This is a genomic window from Streptomyces tsukubensis, from assembly GCF_003932715.1.
In the GTDB taxonomy this organism is placed as follows: Bacteria; Actinomycetota; Actinomycetes; order Streptomycetales; family Streptomycetaceae; genus Streptomyces; species Streptomyces tsukubensis.
This window is the reverse complement of sequence record NZ_CP020700.1, coordinates 3,513,128-3,539,106: the sequence shown is the minus strand read 5'-3', so window position 1 is coordinate 3,539,106 and position 25,979 is coordinate 3,513,128. Positions and strand designations below refer to the sequence as shown.

Genomic DNA, 25,979 nt, shown 5'->3' with positions numbered 1-25,979 from the left:
TGTCATGGCCGGGAACAGCCAGCGCAGGAACCGCCGCACATCCAACAAGAAGGGTGCGCAGGTCGGCAGCGGTGGCCAGCGACGCCGCGGCCTCGAAGGCAAGGGCCCGACCCCGCCCGCGTCCGCCCGCAAGGGCCATGTGAAGAACCGCGTCGCCAACGCCAAGGCCAAGCAGGCCCAGCGGCGCCCCGTCGCCCGCCGCGGCGGCAAGGGCACCTCCGAGATGGTCGTCGGCCGCAACCCGGTCTTCGAGGCGCTGCGCGACGGCGTGCCCGCGACGACGCTGTACGTCCAGCAGTTCATCGACAACGACGAGCGGGTCCGCGAGGCCCTCCAGCTCGCCACCGGCCGCGGCAACATCAACATCATGGAAGCCCCCCGGCCCGAGCTGGACCGGATGACGAACGGGCTCAACCACCAGGGTCTGGTCCTCCAGGTCCCGCCGTACGAGTACGCCCACCCCGAGGACCTCGCGGCCGCCGCCTCCGAGGACGGCGAGGACGCCCTGATCGTCGCCCTCGACGGGGTCACCGACCCGCGGAACCTCGGCGCCGTCGTCCGTTCCGTATCGGCCTTCGGCGGGCACGGCGTGGTCGTGCCGGAGCGCCGCGCCGCGGGGATGACGGCCGGTGCCTGGAAGACCTCGGCCGGTACCGCCGCCCGTACCCCCGTCGCCCGTGCCACCAATCTGACCCGCGCCCTGGAGTCGTACCAGAAGGCCGGTCTGACGGTCGTCGGCCTCGCCGCGGACGGCGAGCACGAGGTCGGCGATCTGGAGGCGCTCGGCGGCCCGGTCGTCATCGTCGTCGGCAGCGAGGGCAAGGGCCTGTCCCGGCTGGTCGGTGAGACCTGCGACTTCCTGGTCCGGATCCCGATGCCGGGCGGTGCCGAATCGCTGAACGCGGGTGTCGCGGCGGGCGTGGTGCTGTACGAGGCGGCGCGCCGCCGCGTCTGAGCCGTGGCGGACCGCTCCGGGGTACGCCCCCGGAGCGGTGGCCCGGACGTACTGAACGGGTGATGCTGCGACACGCCCGGCGCGCCGGACTTGCGCCCGCCGCTCCGGCCGCTTCCGGCGCTCTCACCTGCGCTTGACGGGCCTCGGACAGGAAAGCCGGATCGCGGCAGTGTCCTAACGCGATGTCACTCGGTTAGATGAGTGTGGACACCAGAACGCCCCGGTCCGGGTTCGATGATCAGCCTGCGCTGAGCATGGTGAAGGTTCATTCCGACCCCGCTCAGGTCATCGTCAACCACGCCAGCTTCCGGGTGCAGCTCGCCCCGAGCGCGCGGCCGCGCCCCGTACGATCCACGGCGGGCGGCGCCCGCCCCCCGGCCGCCGCGCGGCGGCGTCCGCCGGTCGTGTGGAGCGGCCGGTCCGCGCCCGGTGACACGGCCGCTTCGGGCCTGCTCCAGGCCGTGCGCAACTCCACCGGTACGGCCACCGCCGAGCGCGGAGCGCACGCCCCCGGCTACGACGGCTACGAAGGTACGGGGGCGACCCAGGTCATCCCGCGCGTCGCGGTCGACACCGCCACCGCAGACACTGCGCCCGTGCCGGTCACCCCGCTGCTGCCGCCCATGCGCCGGGCGGTCGGCGCCTACGACTCGTACCCCTCCTCCACCTCGTACGACCGCCGGGACGGCGCGTACGACGGGGCGGACGACGAGGACGAGTTCGACCAGACCATCACCACCGGCCGCCCCCAGCGGCACGGCAACGACGCGGTCCGGCACGCGTACTACCCGGGCCGCCGGATGAACCTGGGCGTGGTGCTGCTGCCGCTCCGGGTCTTCCTCGGCTTCATCTCCATCTACGCGGGCATGGGCAAGCTCTGCGACCCCGTCTACTTCGACGGCGGCGAGCGCGGGTCCATGGTCAAGTGGCTCAACTCCCTCCATCCGTGGGCGCTCGCCGAACCGCTGCGGGACTTCGCCCTCTCGCACCCCGTCGGCGCCGGTCTCACGGTGGCCTTCCTCCAGGTCGTCGTGGGCGTGCTGACGGTGCTGGGCCTCTGGCAGCGGGTGGCCGCGGTCGTCGGGGCGCTGCTGTCGGCGGCGCTGATCCTGACCGTGAGCTGGAAGACGGTTCCCGCGTACGACGCGCCCGACATCGTCTATCTGGCCGCCTGGTCCCCGCTGATCATCGCGGGCGCCCCGGTGTACTCGGTCGACGGCCATCTCGCGGGCGAGGCCTGGCGGCGGCTCGGGCCCCGGTCCGAGCTGTGGGAGCTGCGCCGCCGGGTGCTGCGGCGCGGTGCGGTGATCACGGCGGTCGTGATCGGCCTGACGCTGCTGATCGGTTCGGTGCTCGGCGGGGCGGTCCGCTCCCAGACCGTGGTCAATGTGCCGCGGCCCGGCCAGGACCCGACCAACCACCTGCCGGGTTCGTCGCTTCCGCAGGACCGGCCGACCAGTGGCAAGACGTCCGCGGGCCCGGAGGGCGGCGAGGACCGCAAGCCTGCGCCTGCCGCGAGCCGGAAGGCGGAGGAGAAGCCGGAGGAGAAGAAGTCCGCGCCGCCGAGCGGGACGGTCCGCGAGACGGGCCGGGTAGGCGACCGGCCCAGCCAGACGCAGGGCACCACGGGCCGCCGGTCGGCTCCGGACACCTCGGGCCCGGCGAAGGCCCCGTCAGGCTCCTCCGGCCCCTCGTCGACGGGCGGCGGCTCCGGCTCCGGCGGCTCGTCGGGCGCCCCGGCGGGCTCCGGTGGCTCATCGGGCGCCCCGGGCGGCAGCGGCGGCGACTCGGGCGGCGGCAAGGGGGTCCTCGGCGGTCTGCTGGGCTGATCCCGGCCAGGGGCCCGGTCCGGCCCCGTACAGCGCCCGGCCCGGGCGGCGGCACCGCACCCGCCGCCCGGGCCGGGCTCCGTTTTTACGGGGCGTACGCCGCCCGGGCCGCCGCCACGGCGGGGTGCGGCGCCGTCTGCTGGTTCCGCGCCCGTCGATGCCGTACTCCCGCGGCCGTACGGTACGCCGCCCGCGCCCCGGCCCGTCAGTCCTGCGGCAGCGTCACCAGGATCCGGCCCCGGCCGCCCGCGTCGACCGCGTCGTGCGCGCGGGCGATCGCATCCAGCGGAAAGCGCTCCCGTACGGGGGCGGCGAGAGCGCCCGACGCCGCCGCGGACGTGAGGTCCCGGGCGGCCTGCCGGCGGGCCTCCGGCGGGAAGTCGTCGCTGCCGAGCAGCCGCAGCGTGACGTTCTTGAACAGCAGCTCCCAGAACGGCAGGGGAGTGGGATCGGCCCGGGTCGCGTACGCGGCGATCACCGTGTCGTTGCCCGCGACCGCCACGTCCAGCGGCCCGTTGTCGGAGAGCGCCACCTCCACGATCCGGTGCACCGCCCCGCCCGGCGCATACGCCCGCAGCGCCGCCGCCGGATCCTCCCCGTCGAGCGCGACGGCACCGTCCACGACGGACCGGTCGACCTCCGGAAGGTCCCCGGTCCGCACCACCGTCCCCAGGACCGTCGCCCCGCCCCAGCGGGCGAGCTGCGCCGCCAGCGAGCCGACCGCGCCGAGGACGCCGTGGACCAGCACGGTCCGGCCGTCGACCGGGCCGTCCGCGAAGACGGCGCGGTGCGCGGTGATCCCGGGGATGCCGAGACAGGCACCGAGATCGTCGGGGACGTGCGCGGGCAGCGGTACGGCCTGGTCGGCGGGGACGACCGTGTACTCCGCGGCCGTACCGAAGGGGCGGTACGACTGCGCCCCGTACACCCACACCCGCTCCCCGGTGCGCCGCGCGTCCACGCCGTCGCCCGTGGCGTCCACGACACCCGCCGCGTCGCTGTGGGGGATCACCCTCGGGTACGGCATGCGCGAGCCGAGCCAGCCGGCACGCTTCTTGGTATCGCCGGGATTGACGCCCGAGACCGCGACCCTGACCCGCACCTCGCCGGGCCCGGGCACCGGCCCCGGCAGCTCACCGGTCCGCAGTACGGCGGCGGCCGGGCCCTGCTCCTCGTACCAGGCGGCACGCATCCGGAACCTCCCGCTCGGGGGACGTCTGCCGTTTCGAGGGTACGAGGCCCGGGGCCCGCTCGCGCTCCGGGCACCGTGCGGTACCGCGGACGCGGTCGTACGGTGAGAAAGGGCCTGGTGGGCGCGGACGAGCGGAAGGTGGCGGCCATGACGGACGGCGACGGCGGGACCCGGTGGACCCGGGTGACGACGGCCGCGGAGCTGATGGACGCGGTCCGGGACGAGGCCCCGGCGATCCACGTCGACGGCACGCTCCGGGGCATGCCGATGCTCACCCTCGCGCCGGGGGTACGGCTGCGCGGCGGCACCCTCGTCTTCGGCGCCCGGGGCCTGCGGCTCACCCGCGACAACACCCTGGAGGACGTGACCGTCCACTGCCCCGACCACGAGATCGCCGTCGGCAATACGGGCGGAGCGGGCGCCGCCGGGCTCGGGACGCTGACGCTGCGCCGGGTCCGCACCCGCGGCCAGGTGCTGCTGCTGGCCGCGGACGACGTCCGCTCGGGGCATGTCGCGGTCGAGGGCCTCACCGTCGAGGCGGCGGATCTGCGCGGCCGGGCCGCCCGGCCGCACGGCTTCGGCGTCGACGCCCTCCAGGGCGCCTTCACCCTCTGGAACCTCCATGCCGACCCCGCCGCCGTCATCACCGCCGAACTGCTCGACATCGCGGCGGGCAGCGCCGCGGAACCGGTCCGCGGCAGCGGGGTGTTCGTCGGCGGCCACGGCAGCTGGGAGGGGACCGGCGACGGCGGCACCGTACGCGTCGGCCTGCTGCGCACGGGCGAGATCCACACCGACGGCGGGATCCCCGAGGGCACTCCGGACCTGATCAGCGGCGGGGTCTTCGTGATCTCCGGGGCCCGGGTCGAGAAGGTGCACACCGCCGGTTCCGTCACCACCTACGGCCAGAACGACATGGTCCTCGACAACTGGGGGCAGGTCGTCGACTGGGAGGCCACCGCGCCCGTCACCTCCAAGGGCCCGAGCGGGATCGGGTTCGTCAACTTCGGCGATATCGACCGGCTCGACGTACGGGCGCCGCTGACCACCCACGGCGTCGGGGCGCGCGGTTTCAATGTGTACGAGGGGACGCTGCGGCACGCCGCGTTCGACTCCATCACCACCACCGGGGACGGCGCGGTCGGGGTGCAGGTCAGCAAGGACCTGCCGTATCTCGACATCCGGGGCGACCTGGTCACGGCCGGCGGGATCGGCAGCAGTCTGGTGCGCGGGGTGCAGCTGGACCTGGCGGCGACCGCGCTGAGCGTCAAACCCGGCGGCCGGATCGGCAGGATGACGGTCGGCGGCCGGATCGCCGGCAGTGGGGACGGGGTGGTGACCGTGGACGTGGACGGTGCGCTCGACCGTCTCACGGCGGGCGGCGGGATCAGGGCGGAGGGCCGGGGTGCCGACGCGGTGCGCCTGGCGGGAGCGGCGGACCGGCGGCTCGACCTGTCCGGGGTGGAGATCACCGCGGCGGACGGCCGGACGGTGGTGCACGCGGGGGAGTGAGGGAACGGGAACGGCCCGGCCCCCGGAGGCGGTGCCTTCCGGGGGCCGGGCCGTTCTGCCGTTCTGCCGTACGGAATACGGCGCTACGGGTACGGGTGAGGCGTCAGCCGTCAGTCCTCGCGACCGCCACCGCCGCCGTCGCCGCCGTTGCCCGGGTTGGCGCCCTGGTTGCCGTCGCCGCCGCCACCGCCCGGCCTGCCGCCACCGTTGCCGTTCCCGTTCCCGTTGCCGTTCCCGTTCTCGTTGCCGTTTCCGGGACCGCGGTTGCCGCCTTCGCCTTCTTCACCGCGGTCGCCCTCGCCCTCGCCTTCACCTTCGCCGTCGTTTCCGGCCTTGGGGTTCGGGTTGGGGATGGTCACCGGCGCGAACTTCGGGCGGTCCTTGTCCTTGAGCGCGTCGCGCATCGCGTCCCGCCAGACGGAACCCGGCACCTCACCGCCGAAGACCTTCGCCTTGAACTTGCCGCCGATCCGGATGTTGAACATCTCCACCTGCTGGGAGGCGCTGCCCACCCATACCGCGCCGGAGAGGTTCGGGGTGTAGCCGACGAACCAGGCGTTCTTCCGGCCGTCGGTGGTACCGGTCTTGCCCGCGTTGTCCCGCCCCGGCAGACCGGCGTTGCTGCCGGTGCCCTGGTCGGAGACGACGCCCTTGAGCAGCCCGTTGATCGTGTCGGCGGTCTTCTCGGTCATGGCGCGCGAGCACTTCGACCGGGGCGGGGTGATCTTCCGGCCGTCGGTGGTCTCGATGGTCTCGATGGCGACCGGGGTGCAGTAGGTGCCCCGGTTGGCGAAGGTCGCATAGGCCGACGCCATGGTCAGCGGCGACATGCCCTCGGAGCCCAGCGTCAGACCGGAGGGCGACATCTGGAGCTTCTTGCCGTTGCCGACGACCAGACCGAGCTTGTCGGTCATCTTCTTCACCGGGCAGAGCCCGATATCGGCGATCATCTGCACGAAGTAGGTGTTGACCGACAGCTCCATCGCCGTCTTGAGGGGATAGGGGCCCTTCTCGGACTCCATCTCATTGGTCAGGTCTTCGTTCGACGTGTTGACCCACGCCTTGTCGTCGCAGGTCGCGATCCGGTCGGGGTACTTCATCTCGTACGGCGAGGAGTACACCTGCCCGGCGGAGCGGCCCTCCTCCAGCGCGGCCGCGGCGACGAACGGCTTGAACGTCGAGCCGACCGGGAAGCCGTAGTTCGATCCGTCCATCTTCTTGTCGACGGAGTAGTTGATCTGGGTCTCGTTCTTGCCGAAGCCGTACGGCTTGGACTGGCCCATCGCCAGGATCTTCCCGGTGCCGGGCTCGACCATGGTCACGGCGGTGGCGACCTTGTCGCTCTTGTAGACGTACCGCTTGATGGAGTCCTGTGCCGCCTTCTGCGACTTCGGGTCGAGGGTGGTGCGGATCGTCAGACCGCCGCGGTTCCACAGCTTGGCGCGGTCCTCGCGGGTCTTGCCGAAGGCCTCGTCCTGGAGGAAGACGTTCCGGACGTAGTCGCAGAAGAAGGCCGCGCCGTTGTCGGCGGTGATGCAGCCGTTCTGGGGCTTGCTGACCTTCAGTGCGACGGGGGTGGCCTTCGCCCGGTCGGCGTCCGCCTTCGGTACGGCTCCGACCTGCGCCATCCGGGTCAGCACCACATTGCGGCGCTGGGTGGCGACGTCGAGGTTGCGGACCGGGTCGTAGCGGCTGGGGGACTGGACGAGCCCGGCGAGCAGCGCGGCCTCCTCCAGCTTGAGGTCCTTGGCCGATTTGGAGAAGTACCGCTTGGACGCGGCCTCGATGCCGTAGGCCTGCTGTCCGAAGAAGGTGATGTTGAGGTAGTTCTCCAGGATCTTCTTCTTGCCCAGCTCCTCCTCGACCTGGATCGCGTACTTCATCTCGCGGATCTTGCGGCCGGGGGTCTGCTGGATGGCGGCGGCGACCTTGTCGACGTCGTCGCCCGCCTCCTCGACGAAGACGTTCTTCACATACTGCTGGGTCAGCGTGGAACCGCCCTGGGCGACCCCGCCTTCCTGGGCGTTCTTGTTGAGGGCGCGCAGCACGCCCTTGAGGTCGATCGCGCCGTGTTCGTAGAAGCGCGAGTCCTCGATGGCGATGATCGCCTTCTGCATGTACGGGGATATCGCGTCGAGTGCGACGACGGTGCGGTCACGTGAGTAGACCGTCGCGATCGTGCCGCCCTTCGCATCGAGGATCCTCGTGCGCTCGCTGAGCGGCGGGGTCTTCAGATTGGCGGGTATCTCGTCGAACTTCTTGACCGTCCCGTTGGCGGCCAGCCCCAGCGCACCGGCCGCCGGCAGGGCAATGCCCGCCAGGACCGCTCCGGAGAGCATGCTGATACCGAGGAACGTGGCGGCCTGGCGGGTCGCCGAGCGGCCCCCGCCCGAGCGCTTCAATGGCATGGCGTTGATCCAATGTGGTTCTGTCCGGAGTCCGGAAGGAAATTGTCCCTGATCGCGGGAGTGGTCCCGGTGACGGAATATCGACGATCTTGTAACCGAACCTCCGGACGATCATGGAACACCGTGCCGGGTCCCCGGCGGGTCGGCGTGCCGGCTCCCCGGTGGGTCAGCGCTCCCGGTCTCCGGTGGGGCGGTGCTCCCGGTCCCCGGTGGGGCGGGTGCCCGGGTTCCGGGCCGGTCGGAGGTCTGCGTCGCCGGGTCGTCGAGGGCGGTGCCGGCCGGGGGAGGGGCGTCCCGCTCCGCGGCCGAGGGTTTGCCGGTGCCGCGGAAGACCGCCTTCGCCATGAACCCGGTGATCTCCTGCAGCCGGCCCTCCGGCATATCGGGGCCCGCGCAGACGGAGACGAAGACGGGACTGTCCGGGTGCGGAACCCCGCCGATGGCGCCGCTGTAGTCGTAGGCGCCGCCGATGTCCTTGCAGGCCGTGTACATCTCGTCGTTGCGGATGAGCGGCTTTCCGAGCTGTCTGGTCTTCTCGGGGACCTGGGCGCCGAAAGCCATCTGGAACTGCACCAGCACACCGTCGGGCCGGAGCTGTTCCACGGGGGTGCAGCGGGTCCTGCCGTTGCACGGGGTGGGGAATCGGGCGAGGGGCTGGGTCGACAGATACAGGGTGTTGTTGCCGACTATTCCCCTGTAGGCGGGTACGTCCGGCATGGTCAGAGTCTGCCATTCCACCGGAACGCTCAATTCCATCCCGGCCAGTCCGGGATGCACGACCGTCCGCTGCGCCCGGCGCGGTGCGGCGGGTGTCACCGGCCCGCTTTCCCGTTCCGCGGTCTCGGCCACGAGCGGCCGGGGGTCCCCGCCCTCCCCGGTGAGGGCCTGCGGGAGCAGCAGCCCGCCACCGGCGAGGACGGCGAAGGCCAGCGCGGCGCCCCAGGCCCGCTGCCTGCGCCGGCGGCGCCGTACCCGCTCCTTCACCTGGCCCATCCGGTCCAGCGGGGTCGGCAGATTGGGCACGGTACGGGCCAGCATCACCCGCAGTTCGTGCTCCGCCGCGGTGTCGTCGTCCCGGTCCTTTGCCGCGTCGGCGGGCGGTCCGTCATGCGGCTCGGCCACAGGGCTCACCCCCTGCCGCGAGAGAGACCGGCACCACCGACCGCAGGGTCTTCAGCGCTTTGGCGGACTGGCTTTTGACGGTGCCCTCGGCGCAGCCCAGGGTGGCGGCCGTCTCCGCCACGCTCAGATCCTCGAAGAACCGCAGGACGACGACCGCCCGCTGGCGCCTGGGGAGTGCCCGTACCGCCGCGGCCAGTGACTGCTCCAGATCCACCCGGGCGAACGGGTCGTTCGGCCGTTCGTCGGGCCCGGCGGGGGCGTCCGGCAGCTCGGCGTGGGGCACTTCGCCCCGCCAGCGTCTGCGCCACCACTCGGTGTAGGTGTTCACCAGTGTCTTGCGGATGTACGCCTCCGGATGCTCCCCGGCGATCCGTGGCCACTTGGGCCACACCCTGGCGAGGGTGGTCTGCAACAGGTCCTCGGCCAGATGGGCGTCGCCGGTCAGCAGCCATGCCGTGCGCAGCAGCCGGGGACCCCGTGCGGCGACGAACGCCTCGAAGCCCGCGTCGTCGCCAGGCAACCCCATCCTGCTGACCCTGTCCTTCCCGTACCGCTCCGCCGTCTCGCGCGTGCTGTCCCACACAGGAGGAAGGGGTCGGGGGCCCGGTTGGGTTGCCTGCGGGCGCCGGAAATTTTCGAACGCCCGGTGATCGGGCCCGCCGCCCGGTCTCCCGAGGGAGCCAGATACGGGCACCGCCCGCCTCCCGGGCGCAGGGAGACGGGCGGTCGTGGGGGGAGGTGCGGGCCGCGGGCGGTCCGGCCCGGCGGGATCAGTTGATCTTGTGGGCGATCCAGGTGTCCAGTTCGTAGCGGGCGCCGATGACGTTCAGGGTTCCCGCCGCCACCCGGGGCGATATCTGGGGCTCCTGGAGCAGTTGGTTCCGGATCCGCCGGATGTTCTCGTTGATCGCCAGGTTCTCCCGGTTCGGAGTGCCGGCGGGAGGGATCGCGTCCTTGATGCGGTCGGTGAGGAACTCAAGGCGCGGGGGAAAGTTGGGAGTCCCGGGGTTGTCCTTCCTTTCGATCGCCGACTGCACCGCGCCGCAGCCCTGGTGCCCGAGGACGACGATGAGCTTCACGTACGACTTGGTGGCGGCGTAGGCGGTGCTGCCGAGCACAGCGCCGTCCAGGACCTGTCCGGCGGTCCGGCTGACGAAGAGGTCGCCGAGACCCTGGTCGAATATCAGCTCCGGCGGTACGCGGGAGTCGATACAGCTCACGATCATCGCCCAGGGGTGCTGGGCGGCGACCAGGGGCGTGCGGGTGTCCGCGTACTCGCGGGGATGGAGCTGGGCCTGCATCTTCCAGCGGTCGTTGCCGTGGACGAAGAGCTCCTGCTCCGCCTGGCTCGGGCTGTTGGGCGGTGTCCAGGATGCGCTCTGCCGCGCGATCCGCCGCGATGCGGCGGTGGCGGGTCCGGCGCCTAAGGACAGCCCGGCTCCGGCCACCAGGCCGCCTGCGGCCAGTCCCCTTAGCAGACCACGTCGGCTGCTCGCCAATGAATTTGCTGAGGCTTGCGACCCGGTTGACTCTTTCTTTTCCGTTTCTTTCATGAAACGAGAATCTAGGCTGGCGAGTTGGCAGAAGTAAGCGATCAAATGGGCCAAGGTGATATGCGGGACATGGGGTGGTTCGTGAGTTGACGGAGACAGATCCCGGGAATTAACCGGTATCTCTCATTCCGTCGGGCGGTGTCCGCGGGGACCCCGCGCCGACGTGCAGAGGCGTAGGCCGTCTACACCGATAGCGGGCGGTTCCGCTTTCCGCCCCGGTCCGGCCGCCCGCCGGGGTCCGCGGCCCGGCACGTAGATCAACACCGGGGCCGGAATCGGGCCTGGACTTATCCCGTCCACGGGGCGTTCCACGGCCGCGGTACGGGAGCGCCGACCGCGGTACGGAGCACCGGCCGGGCGTGGAAAAACCCCTGGCACGGCGGCCGGTGAGGGCGAAGACTCGCCTTCATGGCCGAGATGGAAGCATTCCGGGCGGCGGTGACGGCATGGGCGGCGGCCGCCGCGCCCGCGGGGCCGGGCGTACCCGGCGTACCCGGTGGACCCGGTGATCCGGCCGGTGTCGCGCGTGAACTCGCCGCGCTGCTGCCGGTCCGCACGGTCGTCCTCCTGGAAGGACTGAGCGACACCGCCGCGGTCGACGCCCTGGCCGCCCGCCGCGGCCGCGACCTGGCGGCCGAGGGGGTCTGCGTGCTGTCGATGGGAGGGGCGATGAGCGTCGGACGCTTCGCCGCCCTCCTCGGGCCGTCCGGCCTCGGCCTGCGCCTGACCGGACTCTGCGACGAGGCGGAGCACCCGTACTACGTCCGCGGCTGGGAACGGGCCGGTGCCGCCCCGGAGGGCATCTTCGTCTGCGCGGCCGATCTGGAGGACGAACTGATCCGCGCCCTGGGCCCGGACCGGGTCCGGGAACTCGTCCACGACGAGGGCGACCACCGCGCCCTGCGGACCTTCCTCCACCAGCCCGCCCAGCAGGACCGCACCGCGCAGCAGCAGTTGCGGCGCTTCCTCGGCACCAAGAAGGGCCGCAAGATCCACTACGGCCGCGCTCTGGTCGAGGCCCTCGCCCCCGACCGCGTACCGGCACCGCTGGACGATCTGCTGGCGGCCCTCTGACGACCGGGCCCCGCCGGTGCCCCGTTCAGTACTCCCGAGGATCGGGCCCCGCGGTGACCACGGATACCGGCTGCCCTGATGATTTCCAGAATCAGGGGCTATGGGATAGTTTGCGGCCACCGGGGAGCAGATGATCGGGGGACGCGGATTCGAGGCGGCCCGTGGATCCGATACCGCCGACGGGGAATCCGGGAAATGATCAGTCCGGTGATCTTCTCATGGAATTCGAATCCTGCAGTGGGCCTCCGGATATCGCTCATCCGGTGATACTTATGTCGGCTGATCGGGCTATTAACTCTCCGGTTTTCATGTCGCGGCAATTCCTTGCGCCCATAAACCGGTGCATGTCAGCCTTGTGCTCGTAAGGGGCTTCGGGAGAGGCGCGCGATCTCGCCCGGGGCAACTGTGCAACTGCGTGATGCGGATGCCCCTGCGGCACTCGCCCTCCGTTGCAGGCATACCACCTCTCCTTGACGATCCGGGAGTTACCGATGCCGTCCTTTGCCGACATGCACTCCGTGGCCCCTGCCACAGCACTTGATCCCGTCACCGTCGCGCTCGTCGGAGCGGAATTCGGATGGGGAAGCTCGGGCAAACTGAGCGCGGTCCTCTCCGCGCTGCAGGACCGGTCGACACCTCCCCTGCGCTTCATCGGAATGGCGTCGGGGCTGGGGCGGCCCGTGCTTGCCGAGCATCCGGTCGACGGCTGGTACGACCTGCCGGACGATCCCGGCCGGATGCCCGTCGCGGTCGAAGAGATCGTGCGGTCACAGGCCGTGCGGGCCGCCCTGGTCGTCCTCGACGGCGCGGCGGCAACGGCACTGCTGGCCCACGGCGTACCCACCGTTTTCCTCGACAGCCTGCCTTTCCTCTGGTCCGAGGGCGACCGGGCCGCGCTGCCGCTGAACGCGACGGTGTACTGCGCTCAGAAATCCATCGAACTGCCACCCGAGTGCCGGGCCGTTCTGGCCGACGCCCGGGGGCTGCGCTGGGTCGAGGCCGTCATCGCCCGGCCTCGCACCTCGGAGCCGGAACGCGGCGCCCGGCGGGACGCGGGCCGGCCGTACCGCAGGGCGCTGGTCAGCCTGGGCGGTCTGCGGGCGCCCGGTCTCATCGACCCGGAGCACTACCCGCGCCTGGTCGTCCCGGCCGTTCTCCAGGCACTCACCGCCTACGGGATCGAAGAGGCGCATATCGCCGGCAATCTGCCCGGCGACCTGGCGGACCGTCTCGTCGACTCGTCCACCGCCCCGCCGCGAACAACCGCCGGCCCGCTCGGACACGGCGCCTTCCTGGACCGGCTGGACGACTGCGACGTGCTGCTCACCTCGCCCGGCCTGACCACCCTGCTCGAAGCGGGCGGATCGGGTGTCCCCACCGTCTGCCTGCCGCCGCAGAACCTCAGCCAGATCTTCAACGGCCGCTATCACAGCCAAGCCCTCGGAGCCGAGCTGCGCGTGCTCTGGCCCCATGACGTGCTCGACGAGGACGAGGCGCTGGCGCTCCGTTCCGAGGGTGAGGACCACGCACTGGAACGGATCTACAGCGCGATCCGGGCCGCCGCACTGGGCGATGACCGGCAGGACGTCGGCCACGCCCTTGCCGACGGTGTCCTGGCCGCTCTGCGCCGGGCCGCCCACGTCAGCCGGTGGGACGCCCTCACCACCGCGGTGGGCACCGGTGGCGCGGCCCAGGTGGCCGACGCGCTGCTCGAAGTCCTCGGCGCGGCAGGCCACTCTCCCGAACTGCCCGAGCCGCGCGTCGCGGCCGGTGCGGAAAACACTCGGCGTCGTACCCCTCGCACCGTTCCCCCTGCCCCGTGAACCCCTGAAACGCCCCGTGAGTCCCTTGAAAGGTCTCCACCCGTGCGTACACGCGATCGCTACCTCTTCATCAGAATTCTGGAAGCCTGCAACGCCGACTGCTTCATGTGCGAGTTCGCCCTTTCTCGCGACGCATTCCGCTTCTCCACCGAGGATTTCGACGACCTGCTGCCCAAGGCCAGGGACGCAGGTGTGGGCTATATCCGGTTCACCGGGGGCGAACCGCTGATGCACCCCGGCGTGGTGGAACTGGTGCGCGCGGGCACGGCCGCCGGAATGAAGATGTCCCTCATCACCAACGGCTCGTTGCTGCCCCGGATGGCGCCGTCCCTGGCCGAGGCCGGTCTGGCCCAGGTGATCGTCAGCCTGGACGGCGCCTCGGGCGCCACCCACGATGTGTACCGGCGTTCTCCCGGCATGTTCGACAGCGGGCTGCGCGGCCTGCGGGAGGCCTCCGCGCTCGGTGTCCTGCCGAGGGTCAACACCGTGGTGGGGCCGCACAACTACACCGAGATGCCCCGGCTCCAGGAGGTCCTGACGGACGCGGGCGTACAGCAGTGGGAACTGTCCGCGCTCAAGCTCGACCGCACGATCACCTACCCCGACACCGACCACGTCCGCAGCGTCTGCGATCCGATCTACAACGCCGACCCGGCCGCCCTGCTGGTCCCCATGGGCAAACGCTTCTACGGGGACACCCCGCAGGAACAGGAGCGCTACTTCACCGGGTCCGTCACACCGCGCGCCTCCGAACCGCTGTGCCACGTCGCCGACGACGTCATCTACGTGGACGGCAAGTACGGACGGATGTACGCGTGCAGCTGCATCCCCCACCGGGAAGGCGACGACGGGCCCGGTGGCGCGCCGCTGCGGGAGCAGGGGGTGATCCGGCTCGACACCCCCGTGTTCCGTACGCACGCCGACTACTTCCGCGAGCGCGGCCCCACGGTGTGCAACGGCTGCTCCACCACCGCCGCCGGATACAGCGACGACGTGGCCCGGCTCGGGGCGGTGGGGGCATGGCACTACTGAACCGGGCCGGGGCGCCTCCGGCCGGTGGTGCGGCACCCGGCCCCCGGGTGCTGCTGAGCGCCCGCGAGGACCAGCTCGACTCGACCCTCGCCCTCGGCCGGGTGGCCGCCCACCTCGGCGACCTCCGCCGGACCGACCGGTCCGAGCCCGAACCTCCGCCGGTCGCGGCGCTGGTCTGCGACGACGTGACCGCCACCGAGCGGCTCCTGACCCTGGGCGTGCCCGTGGTGCACCTGCAGTCGGGGCCCGCCGGTGAAGCGCTGCCGGGGCGGGTGCTGGTACGGGTGCACCGGCCGGGGTGGCTGCCGCTGCCCGGGCCCCCGGCCCGAGGCGCCCGGCCCACCGGAGTCCTCGCGCCGCGGCGCACCGGCAGAAGCCCGAACCGCTCGGGCACCCTGGTGCTGCTGTCCCTGTGGGGCGTTCCCCCGGCCGAAGCGGAGGCCTTCGCGTCCGAAGCACTGCGGGAGCTGGTCGCCGCCGCGCTGCGGCGCACCGGAAGCTGCACCGTGGTCGCCGACACCGGGCTCGCACTCGTACGGTCCGCCCTGGCGGAACATCGTGGCGTCCGGGTGCTCCGGGCCGCCGGTGCCGACCCGGACGCCCTCCACGCCGACGCCGCCGTACTCCTCGCCTCGCCGGTCCTCGGGGCGATCGCCCTCGCGCAGGCACGACGGGCACCCCTGGCCCTGCTGCCACCGCTGGGGCCCCACCAGCGGGCCCTCGCCGCACAGGTCCGCGAGATCCTGCCGCTGCCCTCGGCCGACGATCCCGACGATCCGGGCCTCTGGTCACCCGAGGCCGCAGCCGGGCCGTGGCATCTGCTCGACCCGGGGCTGGACGACCTGCGCGGTGCGCAGCGGGTCGCACGTACCCTCCGCCAACTCGCGCTCGCGCCGCTGTGAGCTCCGCTCCCCGCGGGCCCGTGGCGCCTCCCGTTCCCACCGTCCCGTCGAACCGACGGTCCGGCCCCTCCGGTTCCGGCCATCTCACCCACAGCGTCCGCGTCGCGCAGGAGCTGCCATGTCCCACACCGTCCGCAAACCCGTACCCGCCCGCCCCGAACTGATCCGCCCCAGGGTCCCGGAGACCGACTGGGACGACTGGCGCTGGCATATGCGCCGACGCATCACCAACGTCGAGAAGGCCAGGCAGTGGATCAACCTCAGCGCCGACGAGGAAGAGGCCATCGCCGGAGTGGCGGGCAAGTACCGCTGGAGCGTCACGCCGTACTACGCCTCCCTGATGGACCCCGACGACCCCGGCTGCCCGGTCCGCCTGCAGGCGGTGCCGGCACTCGGTGAACTGGCGGAATTCCCGGGGGCGGAGGTCGACCCGGTCGGGGACACCTACTACCGCAAGACCAACCGGGTCGTGCACAAGTACCCGGACCGCGTGATCATGCTGATCACCGAGGCCTGCCCCGTCTACTGCCGCCACTGCACGCGCAAGTTCCACACGACCGACGTCGACGGCACCTACTTCCGTGACGACGAGGGCGGCTCCTTCGACGAGGACCTGCGCTATATCGCCGACCACCCCGAGATCCGGGACGTCCTGCTGACCGGCGGCGACCCGCTGTCCTACCAGGACGGCAAATTGGAGGAGATCGTCGCCGGGCTGCGGGCGATCCCCAGTGTGGAGATCATCCGGATCGGCAGCAGGTTCCCCGTACTGCTGCCGCAGCGGATCACCGAACAACTCTGCTCGATGCTCTCCCGCTACCACCCGGTCTGGCTGAACACCCACTTCAACCATCCGAAGGAGATCACGCCGGAGGCCGCGGCCGCCGTGGACCGCCTGCTCCGGCACGGCATCCCGGTCGGGAACCAGACGGTGCTGCTGCGCGGGATCAACGACGACGTGCCCACGATGCGCACCCTGATGACCGAGCTGCTGCGCATCCGGGTCCGGCCGTACTACCTCTACCACTGCGACAACGTCACCGGGGTCTCGCACTTCATGACCACGGTGGAGAAGGGCTGGGAGATCATGGACGGCCTCCAGGGCCACATCACCGGGTTCGGCGTCCCCCAGTACGTCCTGACCACCAAAATCGGCAAGATCCCGATTGCGCAACCCTCCTTCACCCCCACTCCCGACGGCCTGCTGCTCCGCAACTACCGAGGCCAGGAAATGGTCGTCGGCGGTGACGCGCAGCCGATCTCGGAGCCGGGCACACGATGAGCACACTCGACAAACGGCTCGGGCAGCGCTTCCTGCCCTACGGAGCGAACTACCTCGACTGGTCCGACATGTCGGAACTGCAGGAAGTGATCGAGCACCAGGTCCTGTTCCGGTACCAGACCGAGACCGAGAGCATGGCATCCCGTCTGGAGCGGACCGTCGCCGAACGCCTCGGCACCGGCCATGCGCTGGCCGTGCACAACTGCACCGAGGCGCTGCGGCTGGCACTCATCTCCACCCGCCCGGCCGTGGGCGACCTGGTGCACATCCCGGCGGTGACGTTCGTCGCGGTCGCCGGAGCGGTGCTGTCGTGCGGCCTGATCCCGGTGCTGGTGGACGCCGACGACTCGCTCTCCATGGACCCGACGCTGCTGCCGTCGGACGCGCAGCGGGTGATCACGGCCCATATGGAGGGCACCGTGGCACCGCTGCCCGAGGGGGTGCCGTACCTCGTCGAGGACTGCGCGCAGTCCCTCGGCGCGCGCTTCCCCGACGGCCGGTACGTCGGGACGGCGGGCTACGCCGGGACGTTCAGCTTCCACCACAACAAGGTCCTCACCTCGGGCGAGGGCGGGCTCGTCGTCACCGGCTCCGACGAGGCCTGGGCGACCATGCGCCGCTACCACGACCACGGCTCGGCACGGGTGCCCGGCCAGTACCCGACGTGGAACGACGACGCCCACTTCGGGGAGAACTTCGTCACCAGCGAGCAGGTCGCGGCCGTCCAGTGCCAGCAGTTCCGCCATCTCGACGAGCTGCTCGGCGGACTGGAGCGGATGTACGCGATCGCCATGGCCGGACTCCCCGGCCGGACCGACCTGGAAGCCCTGCCCCGGGCCGCCGGCGACGTCAAGGTCAGCCTGCGGTTCCGCTGCGAGAGCAGAGAGCTGCGCGATGCCGCGGTGGCCGCGCTCACCGCGGCCGGCATCGCCAACTGGACGCTCGGGAAGTATCTGCTGCCCGAACATCCGGTGCTCACCGGCCGTCGGTCGCTCTACCGCGACGGCTTTCCCTGGAACCACGCCCCCGAAGGACTCCTCACCCTCAGCCGCGACGGCTTCGCCCGGACCAGGGACCTGCTGGACCGGACCCTGTGCCTGCCGCTCTCCCCGGAACTCCCGGAGCAGGAACAGGCCCTCGCGGCCGCAGCCGTCCGCCGGGTGCTGGAGGCCGTATGAGCGACGCCGAAGTGCTGCTGATGGTGGACGACCGGCCGTCGTCCTTCACCCGCTACGCGGCCCGGGAACCGGCCGGCCGGCTGGTCCTGCTGCGGTTCGCCGACTCCCGCACCGACCTGCCGGAGGACTATCTGCGGGAGACCGCGCACCTGCCCGTCTTCTGGGTGCGCGACGGCGCCACGCCGGCCGATGAGGCCCGGCGGTACCGGGACTGGGCCGCCCGGCTGCCCGTGCCGCCGACCAGGTTCTGCAACCCCTCGGAACCCCGGCAGGCCACGGCCCAGCGGTTCGCGGAGCTGGCCGGCCTGCCGCATCTGACCGAACGGCAGGTGGCCCTGGTCCGGGACAAGGCCGTCATGAAGTCGCGCTTCCGCGAACTGGGACTGCGGACAGCCGAGTTCGCACGCGTACGATCGGGCGCCGAGATCGAGAGGTTCGCCGGGCGGCACGGCTGGCCGGTGGTGCTCAAGCCGGTGGACTCCTTCGCCTGTCTGGACACCTACCGGCTCGACGGGCCGGACGGCTGCGCCGGGATCGACCTCGGGGCACGGGACTGGATGGTGGAGGCCTACCTCGGCGGTACCGAGTGGGAAGTCTGCGCGATCGTCCTCGGCGGCGAAGTCCTCGACGCATGGCCCAGTGCCATGCCCTGCCGTCCGCTGGACATCGTCGACGGCGCCATGAACGCCAACATCAGCGTCGCCACCGGTGAAGGCCCGCCGGTCGACCTGCGGGCGCTCGTCCAGCGCATCGTCACCGGCATGGGCATCGACCACGGCTACATCCACATGGAGTTCTTCCTGATCGACGGCGAGGTGTACGCCGGTGAGATCGGCGTACGGCTCGCGGGCTGCGAGATCCCCGCCAACCACGGCCACGCGTACGGCTTCGACGTGTTCGGCGCAACGCTGGCGGTCTATACGGGCCGCCGCCCGGACCTCGACTACCGGGAGCGCCGCTGCGCCGGCGACCTGCTGCTGCCGCTGCCCGGAAGCGGACTGGTCGGGCGGATCACCTCACGGGACGAACTGCTGGAGATACCCGGAGTCATCGACGCGGTGCTCAAGGTCCGCGCCGGCGACACGGTGACGGCCCGCCGGGCCTCGCACAACGCCTCCGGGTACGCCCATGTCGTCGGGGCTTCGATCGGGGAAGTGGAGAGCCGTATGCGTGAGGTGCTCGCCCGTTTCACCATCGAGGTGACGGCACGGGAGGCCCCTGTCGCCCCCCTCTGAACGCCGCCCCCGCCTTCCGCCCGAACAGCGGCCGGGCATGCGAACCGGCCGCCCCGCGGCCATCGGAACGGAGACCGATACGTGACCAGCGGCCTGCCCCGTCGCTTCGTCGACCTGCTCACACGCCCCCGGGTGGCCGGGGCGGCCTGGTGGAGCGTCGTCTCCAGACTGCCGGTCTACCTGATGTCACTGGCCCTCGTCCTGACCGTCCGTGAACAAGGCGGCAGTTATGCCCAAGCCGGTCTGGCCGCCGCCCTGTACACGTTCGGGATGGCCCTGGGCAGCCCGCTGATCGCCCGCCGCCTCGACCGCAGCGGCCGGACGGTCGTGCTGACCGCGACCGCCGTCGCCTACCCGGCCGCACTCGCCGTCCTGGTGTGGGCGACCCGCCCCGGTGGCTGGGCGCAGCCGGTGACGGCGTTCGCCGCAGGGGTGGTGCTGCCTCCGGCGAACGCCTGCATGCGGTCGCTGTGGGCGCGGCTGCCGCTCCGCAAGGAGGAACGGGAGACGGCCTACCTCTGGGAAGCACTGCTTGCCGAGATCCTGGTCATCGGGGCGCCGCTGATGCTGGCGGCGCTGATGCTGGCCGGCTCGGCGGGCCTGGCGCTGACCGTGGTCGCGGTGCTGGGCGGTCTGGGCACCCTCGGGCTCGCGTACACCCGGCTGCCGGACGGCACCGACGGCGCGCCGACGCCGCCGCCGACGCAGGGCCGACGCCACCCGCTGGGCCCGCTGCGGGACCCGGCCCTGCTGGCACTGACCCTCGTCATGGCCGCCTCCGCGGTCCCCATCGGACTGCTGACCCTCGCCATCCCGGCCTTCACCGACCTGCACGGCGCGCCGGGCGGCGCGGGCGTGGTGTACGCCTGCTGGGGTGTCGGCAGCGCACTGGGTGCCATCTGGCTGGGCCGGTCCCAGTCCGAGGTCGCCCCCCAGACACGCCTGCCCCGCCTGCTGCTGGCCTACGCCGTCGGCACCGGGCTGACGCTGCTCGCGGATTCCCAAGTGGGCCTGGCCGTGGCGCTCGCGGTGGGCAGCGCACCCATCGCCCTGGTCGCCGCCACCGAAATGAGCCTGGTGAGCGGCATCGCCGACGGACGCTCCATGGCAGAAGCGTTCACCTGGGCGTCACTGGCCACCGTCCTGGGCGATGCGCTGGGCCAGCAGGCCGGCGGGCTGCTGATGGACCCGTTCGGGCCCCGGGCGGTATTCGCGGTGGCGACCGCCACCGCCCTGGCCGCCGCCGGGCTGGCCTTCACCTTCCGGGGGCTGCTGACCCGGCGGGCGGCGCCGACGGTGAAGTGCGCGGTATGACCTCCGTGCCCGTCCCCCGCGCCCCCGTAGGCCTGTTCACGTATCTGCGGTACGAGCCGCTCCCATGCCTTCCCACTCCCCGCCCCCTTCCCCCACGCCCGGACTCGGGCCTTACGAGGTGTCCACCATGAACGCCGCGCTCACCCACCAGCGAGCCGACCGGCCGTCCGGGCAGGCCCCCCTGTTCCGTCCGGTCACCCGGCAGGAGTTCCCCGAAGCCGTCCGGGAGTTCCTGGACCGCCCCCGGCACCTGCCGGTGCCGGTCCCGACCGAGGGCCGCCCCGATCTGACGGCGAGCGTCGATCTCGCCGCTCGCCTGTACGGCGGACTGCGGCGGCCGCACCCGCTGGACACCGGCATCGTCCTCGGCGCGGCACACCTCCCGGAAGGGCTCGCGGAACTGGCCCGTCCGCTCGGCCGCACCTGGGCCGACGAGGAAGAACTCGCGGACATCGCCGCGTTCAGGGCCCGGCACGGCGGTTCGCTGCTGATCGTCGGCTGCTACGACCGGCTCACCCTCGACCCCGTACGAGCCCTGCTGATGGCGACCTACCGCGGCGCGCGGCACGGACTCACGCTGCTGAGCGGCCGCGACGGCACATCGGTCTGCTGGAACGTCGCCAAGCAGTACGCACAGCCCGCTCCCGGCGTCGACGCGCTGGGCCTCTTCACCGACACCGACCGGCCGCCCCGGCTGCCCGGCGTCCGGGTCTTCGACGACCGGGACTTCGAAAATACGGACATCCAGGCCGAGATCCTGGGCACCCGATGGCTGCGGGTGGGCTTCCAGGGGCACGGCAAGGACGACAGCGTCAACCTCGGCGAGTTCACCATCTGCGGCCTCAGCCCCTCCGCCCCGGCCGTGCCCGGACTCCTCGGCCCGCGCTGCGCGTACGGACTGCCCTGCTACAAGCCGGAGGACAAGCTGGTCCCCCTCAACCGGGTGGAGGCCGTGGAGCTGGTGCTCAGCGCGTGCAACAGCGGCCCGCTCGCGGACCTCGCCCTGTACGACCCGAAGTACCAGCTGCTGCTGAACGCCCTCGACGGTCCGGCCCGCACGGTGGTCTCGGCCGTATCCGTACACGACTCCGACCGGCCGGAGAACGTCGCCTGGATGCGTGGCGCCCTCATCGGCGCGGACTCCGTCGACACCCTCAACGCCAGCCTGGCGGGCTCCCACCCCTACCCGGCGTTCATGCGCTTCGGACTGCCGGAGGCACCGGAGGACACACCGGCACCGCCCGCTCCGGCGGACCACCGTCCGGACCCGCTGCTCCTGACCGTGGGCAGCCGCCTCACCGCCTACCTCGCCTCGGACCTGCTGCCGCACCACCACGCGCTGAGGCCCCGGCTGACCAAACTGGCCCGGAAGGTCGACCTCTGGACGGCCAGGCCCACCCATGCGGCCGATCAGTCGCCCGAGCAGATCACGGCCTCGCTCACGGCGGACCTGCAGTCCCTCGATCACGTCATCACCGAGCAGATCTCGGCCGACCCCGAGACCGAGCTGATGAACTACCCGGCGCACTTCGGTGACCGCAGCACCCTGGACCCCCGGGTCCAGGAGGTCACCTGCCACTGCGGGCGTCCCGCGCAGGAGTTCACCCGGCGGGGTCTGCTCCCGTACGTCCTGGACACCACGTGTGCCGTCTGCATGCGGTGCGGCGATGTCACCTTCCGGATTCCGGACGCGCCCGCCCTGCTCGCCCATGCCGCGGACACGGTCGGGCAGGGGGAGGTACTGGAGGTACGGGCCACGGTCACCGCGGCCCGTACCGGCCCGGTCCGGCTGGGCCTGTTCGTACCGACCTATCTGCGCGAGGACGCGACCGTGGAACCCGCCGTCATCCGGCGCCGGCTCAGCGGCGGACGGGGCGAGGACGTCGCGTTCCGTGTGCGCTTCGCCCCCGGCACCGCCCCGCAGGCCTACTACTTCACCGTGTTCGCCGTACAGGACCTCGCCGTCTCCACGGCCCGGCGCCACTTCGGAGTCGTACCCCGAACCGTCTGACCGCCCCTTGCGCCCGACCCGCCATCACCTCACAGGGAGAAAGCCATGGAAACCCCCACCGTTTCGGAGCCGGACACCGCGCCCCAGGACCGGCCGACGATCGAACTGATCGAACAGAACGGCCAGGTGACCCTCAGCATCGGCGGCGAGCAGGCCATGCAGGCCTGGGAGCGGGACCTGATGTGGGCCAGTGCCGACATGCTGTGCGAATACGGCAAGGACTTCTACGAGGTCGGGCTGGGCCTGGGCCTGTCCGCGCTGCGCATCGCCGCCAACCCCGCGACCCGCAGCCACACCGTGCTGGAACTCTTCGGCGAGGTCGAAGACCTGTTCCGGGCCCGGCACCCCCACCTACCCGACAACCTCACGATCGAGCGCGGCGACTTCTTCCAACGGATCTTCGAACTGCCGTCGGAGAGCATCGACGGGATGTTCTTCGACCCGGCCCTCGACCTGGAGGTCTGGACGGACGCCGAGCTGTGGGGCCGCGTCGTGCCGGAGGTCGTCCGGGTGCTGCGCCCCGGCGGTGTCTTCATCCCGTTCTTCAGCACCAAGCCGGAGCTGCGCTGGCAGTACCTCCCGCACTTCCGCCGGATCCGGGTCGAGCGGCACCCTTTCGCCGCCTACGACACCACCGAGTACACCCACGGCGGCACCACCGGCGACGCCTTCATCCAGTGCTTCCTCAAGGACTGACCCGGCCCGCCCCCCGTCACCCGACCGCCCGCCACCCGACACCGTGCACCAGCGTCACCACGGAGGCACTCCCATGGCCGTCACCCCGTCCCCTGACTCCCTTGACCTCTCCGGTTCCCGTCCCGACCCGGGCATCCGCTCCGTCTTCCTCGCGGGCCCGTTCATCCAGCTCCTGGACCCCGAGACGGGAAGGATGCCGGCCGCAGCCCGGGGCCCGTTCAACGTGCTGATCAAGCATTTCGAGGCACAGGGGCTCTCCGTGCACAACGCCCACCGCCGCGAGGCGTGGGGGGCCGAACTGATGCGTCCGGAGCAGTGCACCAAACTCGACCAGGACGAGATCCGCAAGGCCGATGTCTTTGTGGCCCTGCCGGGCCATCCGGCCTCCCCGGGCACCCATATCGAGATCGGATGGGCCAGCGCCTTCGGCAAGCCCATCGTCCTGCTGCTGGAGCGCGAACACGAGTACACCTTCCTGGTCCAGGGCCTGCACACGGTCGCGTCGGTGGAGTACGTGGTCCATACGGATATCGCGGCGTGTCTGCCCGCCGTCGACCGGGCAGTGGACCTGGCGGTCCGGCGGCAGCGGGAGCGCAACGGCAGCCGTCCGATCCACCCGTACGAGACGACCGCGCGGACTCCGCAGGAGGATGCTTGAGCAGGTCCGCCCGGCTCCTGGCGGTCCTTCTCGGGTGCTTTGCGCTGCTGGCCCCCCTGCCGGGCGGCACACCGTCCGGCAACGGGCGGCCTGCCGACCCGGCCCGGACACCGGCCTCTGCGGCCTACACGGTCGAGCTGGCCGGTGACTCATCGGGAGGCCAGTGGTCCGGGCGCCAGCGCGTGAGCTTCACCCATGTCTCGGGGGATCCGCTCCGGGAGGTCTACCTCAGACTGTGGGGCAACGCCCCCGGGGGCTGCTCGGCACCGGCGGTCACGGTGACGCACCTCGTCGGGGCCACCGTGGACGGCCTCCGGGACGGGTGCACGACGCTGCGGATCGCCCTGCCGGAGCCGCTCGGCCCCGGCGAGCGCCACACGATCGGCTTCGACCTCACCGTCCGGGCCCCCGAACTGGCGGACGCGTCCGGCAGGTTCGGTCGCCACGGGGCGTACAGCCACTTCGGCAACGCCCTGCCGGTGCTCGCGGTACGGGACGGAGCCGGCTGGCATCTCGACCCGTTCACCGATACCGGGGAGTCCTTCTACACCCTGGCCGCCGATTTCACCGTGGTGCTGGACCACCCGGCCGCGCTCAAGGTGCCCGCCACCGGCACCGCGACCGGCACCCCGGGGACCGCCGGACGGACCGTGACCACGGTGACGGCCCGCAAGGTGCGCGACTTCGCCTGGTCCGCGGGCCCGTTCGACACCGTGTCCCACGTCTCCGCAGGCGGGGTCGCGATCAACGTCCACAGCGGGGCCGGTATCGCGGACGCGGATGCCCGGGCCATGCTGGCCACCGCCGTCTCCGGGCTGGACACGCACGCCCACGCGTTCGGCGCCTACCCCTACGCCGAGCTGGATGTCGTCGTGGACAACGACCTCTGGTTCAGCGGCATGGAGTACCCGGGGTTCGTCCTGAACCGGGTGAAGACCTCCGCCCTCCTCCATGAAATCGCCCACCAGTGGTGGTACGGCATCGTCGGGGACGACCAGTACCAGCAGCCCTGGCTGGACGAGTCCTTCGCCGAGTACGCCACCGAACTCGCCCTCGGCCGCGACGGCTCGGGCTGCTGGAAAGCCGTCGAGTGGTCGACACCGCAGGAGTCGATCACCAACGGCATGGCGTACTGGGACGAACATCCCGATCGGTACGAGGACGTCGTCTACCTCTACGGCGCCTGCGCGCTGCACGACCTGCGCCGGACGATCGGGCCCGACGCGATGACCCGCCTGCTCCGCGACTACGTCCGCACCCACCGTTACGGCGTGAGCACCACGTCCGCCTTCAAGGCCGCCGCGCAGGCCGCCACCGCCGAGGATCTGACCCCGTTCTGGGCCGCCCACCGGATCGGCGACGGCTGACCGCCCTCAGGCTGTTTTGACCGTGCTGCCGTCGATGATGTGGTCGGCGCCGGTGATGTTGCGGGCGATGTCCGAGAGGAGGAAGACGATCAGGGCCGCGACTTCTTCCGGTTCGGTGATACGGCCCGAGGTGATGCCGAAGAAGGCCGGTGGCATCTGTTCCAGGAAGGTGGCGTGGTCCATCCCGGCCCGGGCCGCGATCTTGCCGCCGAAGCCGTCGGGGTCCGCCCAGACGGCGGTGCGGACCACTCCGGGGGAGACGGTGTTCACCCGTACGCCCAGGGGCCCGAACTCCTCCGCCAGGGACTTGCCCAGCACGGTGAGGGCCGCCTTGGCCGCGGCGTAGGCGACCGGGCCGGTGGTGGGCTGCCGGGCGCTGATGGACGAGACGTTGACGATCGACCCGCGGCGTTCGATCAGGCTGGGCAGGGCGGCCTGGGTGGCGCGTACGGCACTGAGCAGGTTGAGGTCGAAGACCCGGGACCAGTGCCCGTCGTCGGTGTCGAGGAATCCGCGGGGGTCCAGATCGTCCCCGGCGCCGACGTTGTTGACCAGCAGGTCGATGCCGCCGAGTGCGTCGAAGGCCTCGTCCATCAGGGCGGCGACGCCTTCGGCGGTGCTCAGGTCGGCCGACACGGTGTGTGCGCCGGTGTCCTTCAGTTCGGGGGTGAGGGTGCGGGCGGCACCGACGATACGGACGCCCTCGGCGGTCAGGGCCCGGACGGTGGCGAGTCCGATGCCCCGTCCGGCGCCGGTGACGACCGCCGTCTTCGACGTGAGGTTGAGGTCCACGGCACTCCGGTTCTCGAACGGCAGGTACGGGACGAGGAGTGGCA

General features: G+C 71.7%; 21 protein-coding genes. 15 read left to right on the top strand and 6 right to left on the bottom strand.

Annotated elements, in window-relative coordinates; all coding sequences use genetic code 11:
• The first annotated feature begins 4 nt into the window (after positions 1-4).
• Together rlmB and B7R87_RS14035 are read left to right on the top strand one after the other, a co-directional pair.
• A complete protein-coding gene (gene rlmB / locus B7R87_RS14040; RefSeq protein ID WP_006348419.1) occupies positions 5-955 on the top strand; it encodes a 23S rRNA (guanosine(2251)-2'-O)-methyltransferase RlmB in 951 nt (316 codons plus the stop codon).
• Positions 956-1,152: 197 nt separating this feature from the next.
• A complete protein-coding gene (locus B7R87_RS14035) occupies positions 1,153-2,784 on the top strand; it encodes a DoxX family membrane protein (protein ID WP_130585382.1) in 1,632 nt (543 codons plus the stop codon).
• 205 nt (positions 2,785-2,989) lie between these two features.
• Here B7R87_RS14035 and B7R87_RS14030 read toward each other — a convergent pair whose 3' ends face one another.
• On the bottom strand, positions 2,990-3,976 hold the full coding sequence (locus tag B7R87_RS14030) for an NADPH:quinone reductase (RefSeq protein ID WP_130585381.1): 987 nt from the start codon (positions 3,974-3,976) through the stop codon (positions 2,990-2,992).
• 147 nt (positions 3,977-4,123) lie between these two features.
• On the opposite strand from B7R87_RS14030, the gene B7R87_RS14025 reads away from it, so the two are divergent.
• The gene (locus B7R87_RS14025) at positions 4,124-5,488 is read left to right on the top strand and encodes a hypothetical protein (RefSeq protein ID WP_040915825.1); all 1,365 of its coding nucleotides are present in this window, start codon (positions 4,124-4,126) and stop codon (positions 5,486-5,488) included.
• A 110-nt stretch (positions 5,489-5,598) separates the two neighbouring features.
• Here B7R87_RS14025 and B7R87_RS14020 read toward each other — a convergent pair whose 3' ends face one another.
• From B7R87_RS14020 to B7R87_RS14005, 4 genes are all read right to left on the bottom strand, one after another.
• The gene (locus B7R87_RS14020) at positions 5,599-7,896 is read right to left on the bottom strand and encodes a transglycosylase domain-containing protein (RefSeq protein WP_040915819.1); all 2,298 of its coding nucleotides are present in this window, start codon (positions 7,894-7,896) and stop codon (positions 5,599-5,601) included.
• A gap of 111 nt (positions 7,897-8,007) precedes the next feature.
• Positions 8,008-9,018 (bottom strand): hypothetical protein, encoded by a 1,011-nt coding sequence (locus tag B7R87_RS14015; protein WP_006348424.1) that lies wholly within the window; start codon positions 9,016-9,018, stop codon positions 8,008-8,010.
• Positions 9,002-9,544, bottom strand: coding sequence for a SigE family RNA polymerase sigma factor (locus B7R87_RS14010; RefSeq protein ID WP_006348425.1), 543 nt, complete (start codon positions 9,542-9,544; stop codon positions 9,002-9,004). Before B7R87_RS14010 ends, B7R87_RS14015 begins: the two co-directional genes overlap by 17 nt.
• A 244-nt stretch (positions 9,545-9,788) precedes the next feature.
• Positions 9,789-10,466, bottom strand: a complete 678-nt coding sequence (locus B7R87_RS14005) for a carbonic anhydrase (RefSeq protein WP_006348426.1) — start codon at positions 10,464-10,466, stop codon at positions 9,789-9,791.
• Positions 10,467-10,979: 513 nt separating this feature from the next.
• Here B7R87_RS14005 and B7R87_RS14000 point away from each other — a divergent pair.
• The 12 genes from B7R87_RS14000 (at position 10,980) to B7R87_RS13945 (ending at position 25,143) form a co-directional block, all read left to right on the top strand.
• Positions 10,980-11,645, top strand: coding sequence for a TOPRIM nucleotidyl transferase/hydrolase domain-containing protein (locus tag B7R87_RS14000; RefSeq protein ID WP_006348427.1), 666 nt, complete (start codon positions 10,980-10,982; stop codon positions 11,643-11,645).
• Between the two features lie 491 nt (positions 11,646-12,136).
• Positions 12,137-13,468, top strand: a complete 1,332-nt coding sequence (locus B7R87_RS13995; RefSeq protein ID WP_006348428.1) for a hydroxymethylcytosylglucuronate/cytosylglucuronate synthase — start codon at positions 12,137-12,139, stop codon at positions 13,466-13,468.
• Between the two features lie 42 nt (positions 13,469-13,510).
• The gene (blsE, locus tag B7R87_RS13990; protein ID WP_006348429.1) at positions 13,511-14,500 is read left to right on the top strand and encodes a cytosylglucuronate decarboxylase; all 990 of its coding nucleotides are present in this window, start codon (positions 13,511-13,513) and stop codon (positions 14,498-14,500) included.
• Entirely contained in the window at positions 14,488-15,402 is a 915-nt protein-coding gene (blsF, locus tag B7R87_RS13985; protein WP_078902281.1) for a CGA synthase-related protein, read from the top strand. The genes blsE and blsF overlap by 13 nt, the downstream gene beginning before the upstream one ends.
• Before the next feature lie 118 nt (positions 15,403-15,520).
• Positions 15,521-16,684 (top strand): arginine 2,3-aminomutase, encoded by a 1,164-nt coding sequence (blsG, locus tag B7R87_RS13980; protein ID WP_006348431.1) that lies wholly within the window; start codon positions 15,521-15,523, stop codon positions 16,682-16,684.
• A complete protein-coding gene (locus B7R87_RS13975) occupies positions 16,681-17,862 on the top strand; it encodes a DegT/DnrJ/EryC1/StrS family aminotransferase (RefSeq protein ID WP_006348432.1) in 1,182 nt (393 codons plus the stop codon). Before blsG ends, B7R87_RS13975 begins: the two co-directional genes overlap by 4 nt.
• Positions 17,859-19,097 carry an ATP-grasp domain-containing protein gene (locus tag B7R87_RS13970; RefSeq protein WP_006348433.1) on the top strand — a complete coding sequence of 413 codons (1,239 nt, stop codon included), beginning with the start codon at positions 17,859-17,861 and terminating at the stop codon, positions 19,095-19,097. The genes B7R87_RS13975 and B7R87_RS13970 overlap by 4 nt, the downstream gene beginning before the upstream one ends.
• An 81-nt stretch (positions 19,098-19,178) precedes the next feature.
• A complete protein-coding gene (locus B7R87_RS13965; RefSeq protein WP_006348434.1) occupies positions 19,179-20,411 on the top strand; it encodes an MFS transporter in 1,233 nt (410 codons plus the stop codon).
• Between the two features lie 127 nt (positions 20,412-20,538).
• Complete coding sequence (locus B7R87_RS13960) at positions 20,539-22,422, top strand: hypothetical protein (RefSeq protein WP_006348435.1); 1,884 nt, start codon at positions 20,539-20,541, stop codon at positions 22,420-22,422.
• 45 nt (positions 22,423-22,467) lie between these two features.
• On the top strand, positions 22,468-23,118 hold the full coding sequence (locus tag B7R87_RS13955) for a class I SAM-dependent methyltransferase (protein ID WP_006348436.1): 651 nt from the start codon (positions 22,468-22,470) through the stop codon (positions 23,116-23,118).
• A gap of 73 nt (positions 23,119-23,191) precedes the next feature.
• Positions 23,192-23,776 carry a nucleoside 2-deoxyribosyltransferase gene (locus tag B7R87_RS34120; protein ID WP_006348437.1) on the top strand — a complete coding sequence of 195 codons (585 nt, stop codon included), beginning with the start codon at positions 23,192-23,194 and terminating at the stop codon, positions 23,774-23,776.
• Entirely contained in the window at positions 23,773-25,143 is a 1,371-nt protein-coding gene (locus tag B7R87_RS13945) for a M1 family metallopeptidase (RefSeq protein ID WP_006348438.1), read from the top strand. The genes B7R87_RS34120 and B7R87_RS13945 overlap by 4 nt, the downstream gene beginning before the upstream one ends.
• Before the next feature lie 6 nt (positions 25,144-25,149).
• On the opposite strand, the gene B7R87_RS13940 is transcribed toward B7R87_RS13945, so the two are convergent.
• Positions 25,150-25,935, bottom strand: a complete 786-nt coding sequence (locus B7R87_RS13940; protein WP_040915831.1) for an oxidoreductase — start codon at positions 25,933-25,935, stop codon at positions 25,150-25,152.
• Positions 25,936-25,979 lie beyond the last annotated feature (44 nt).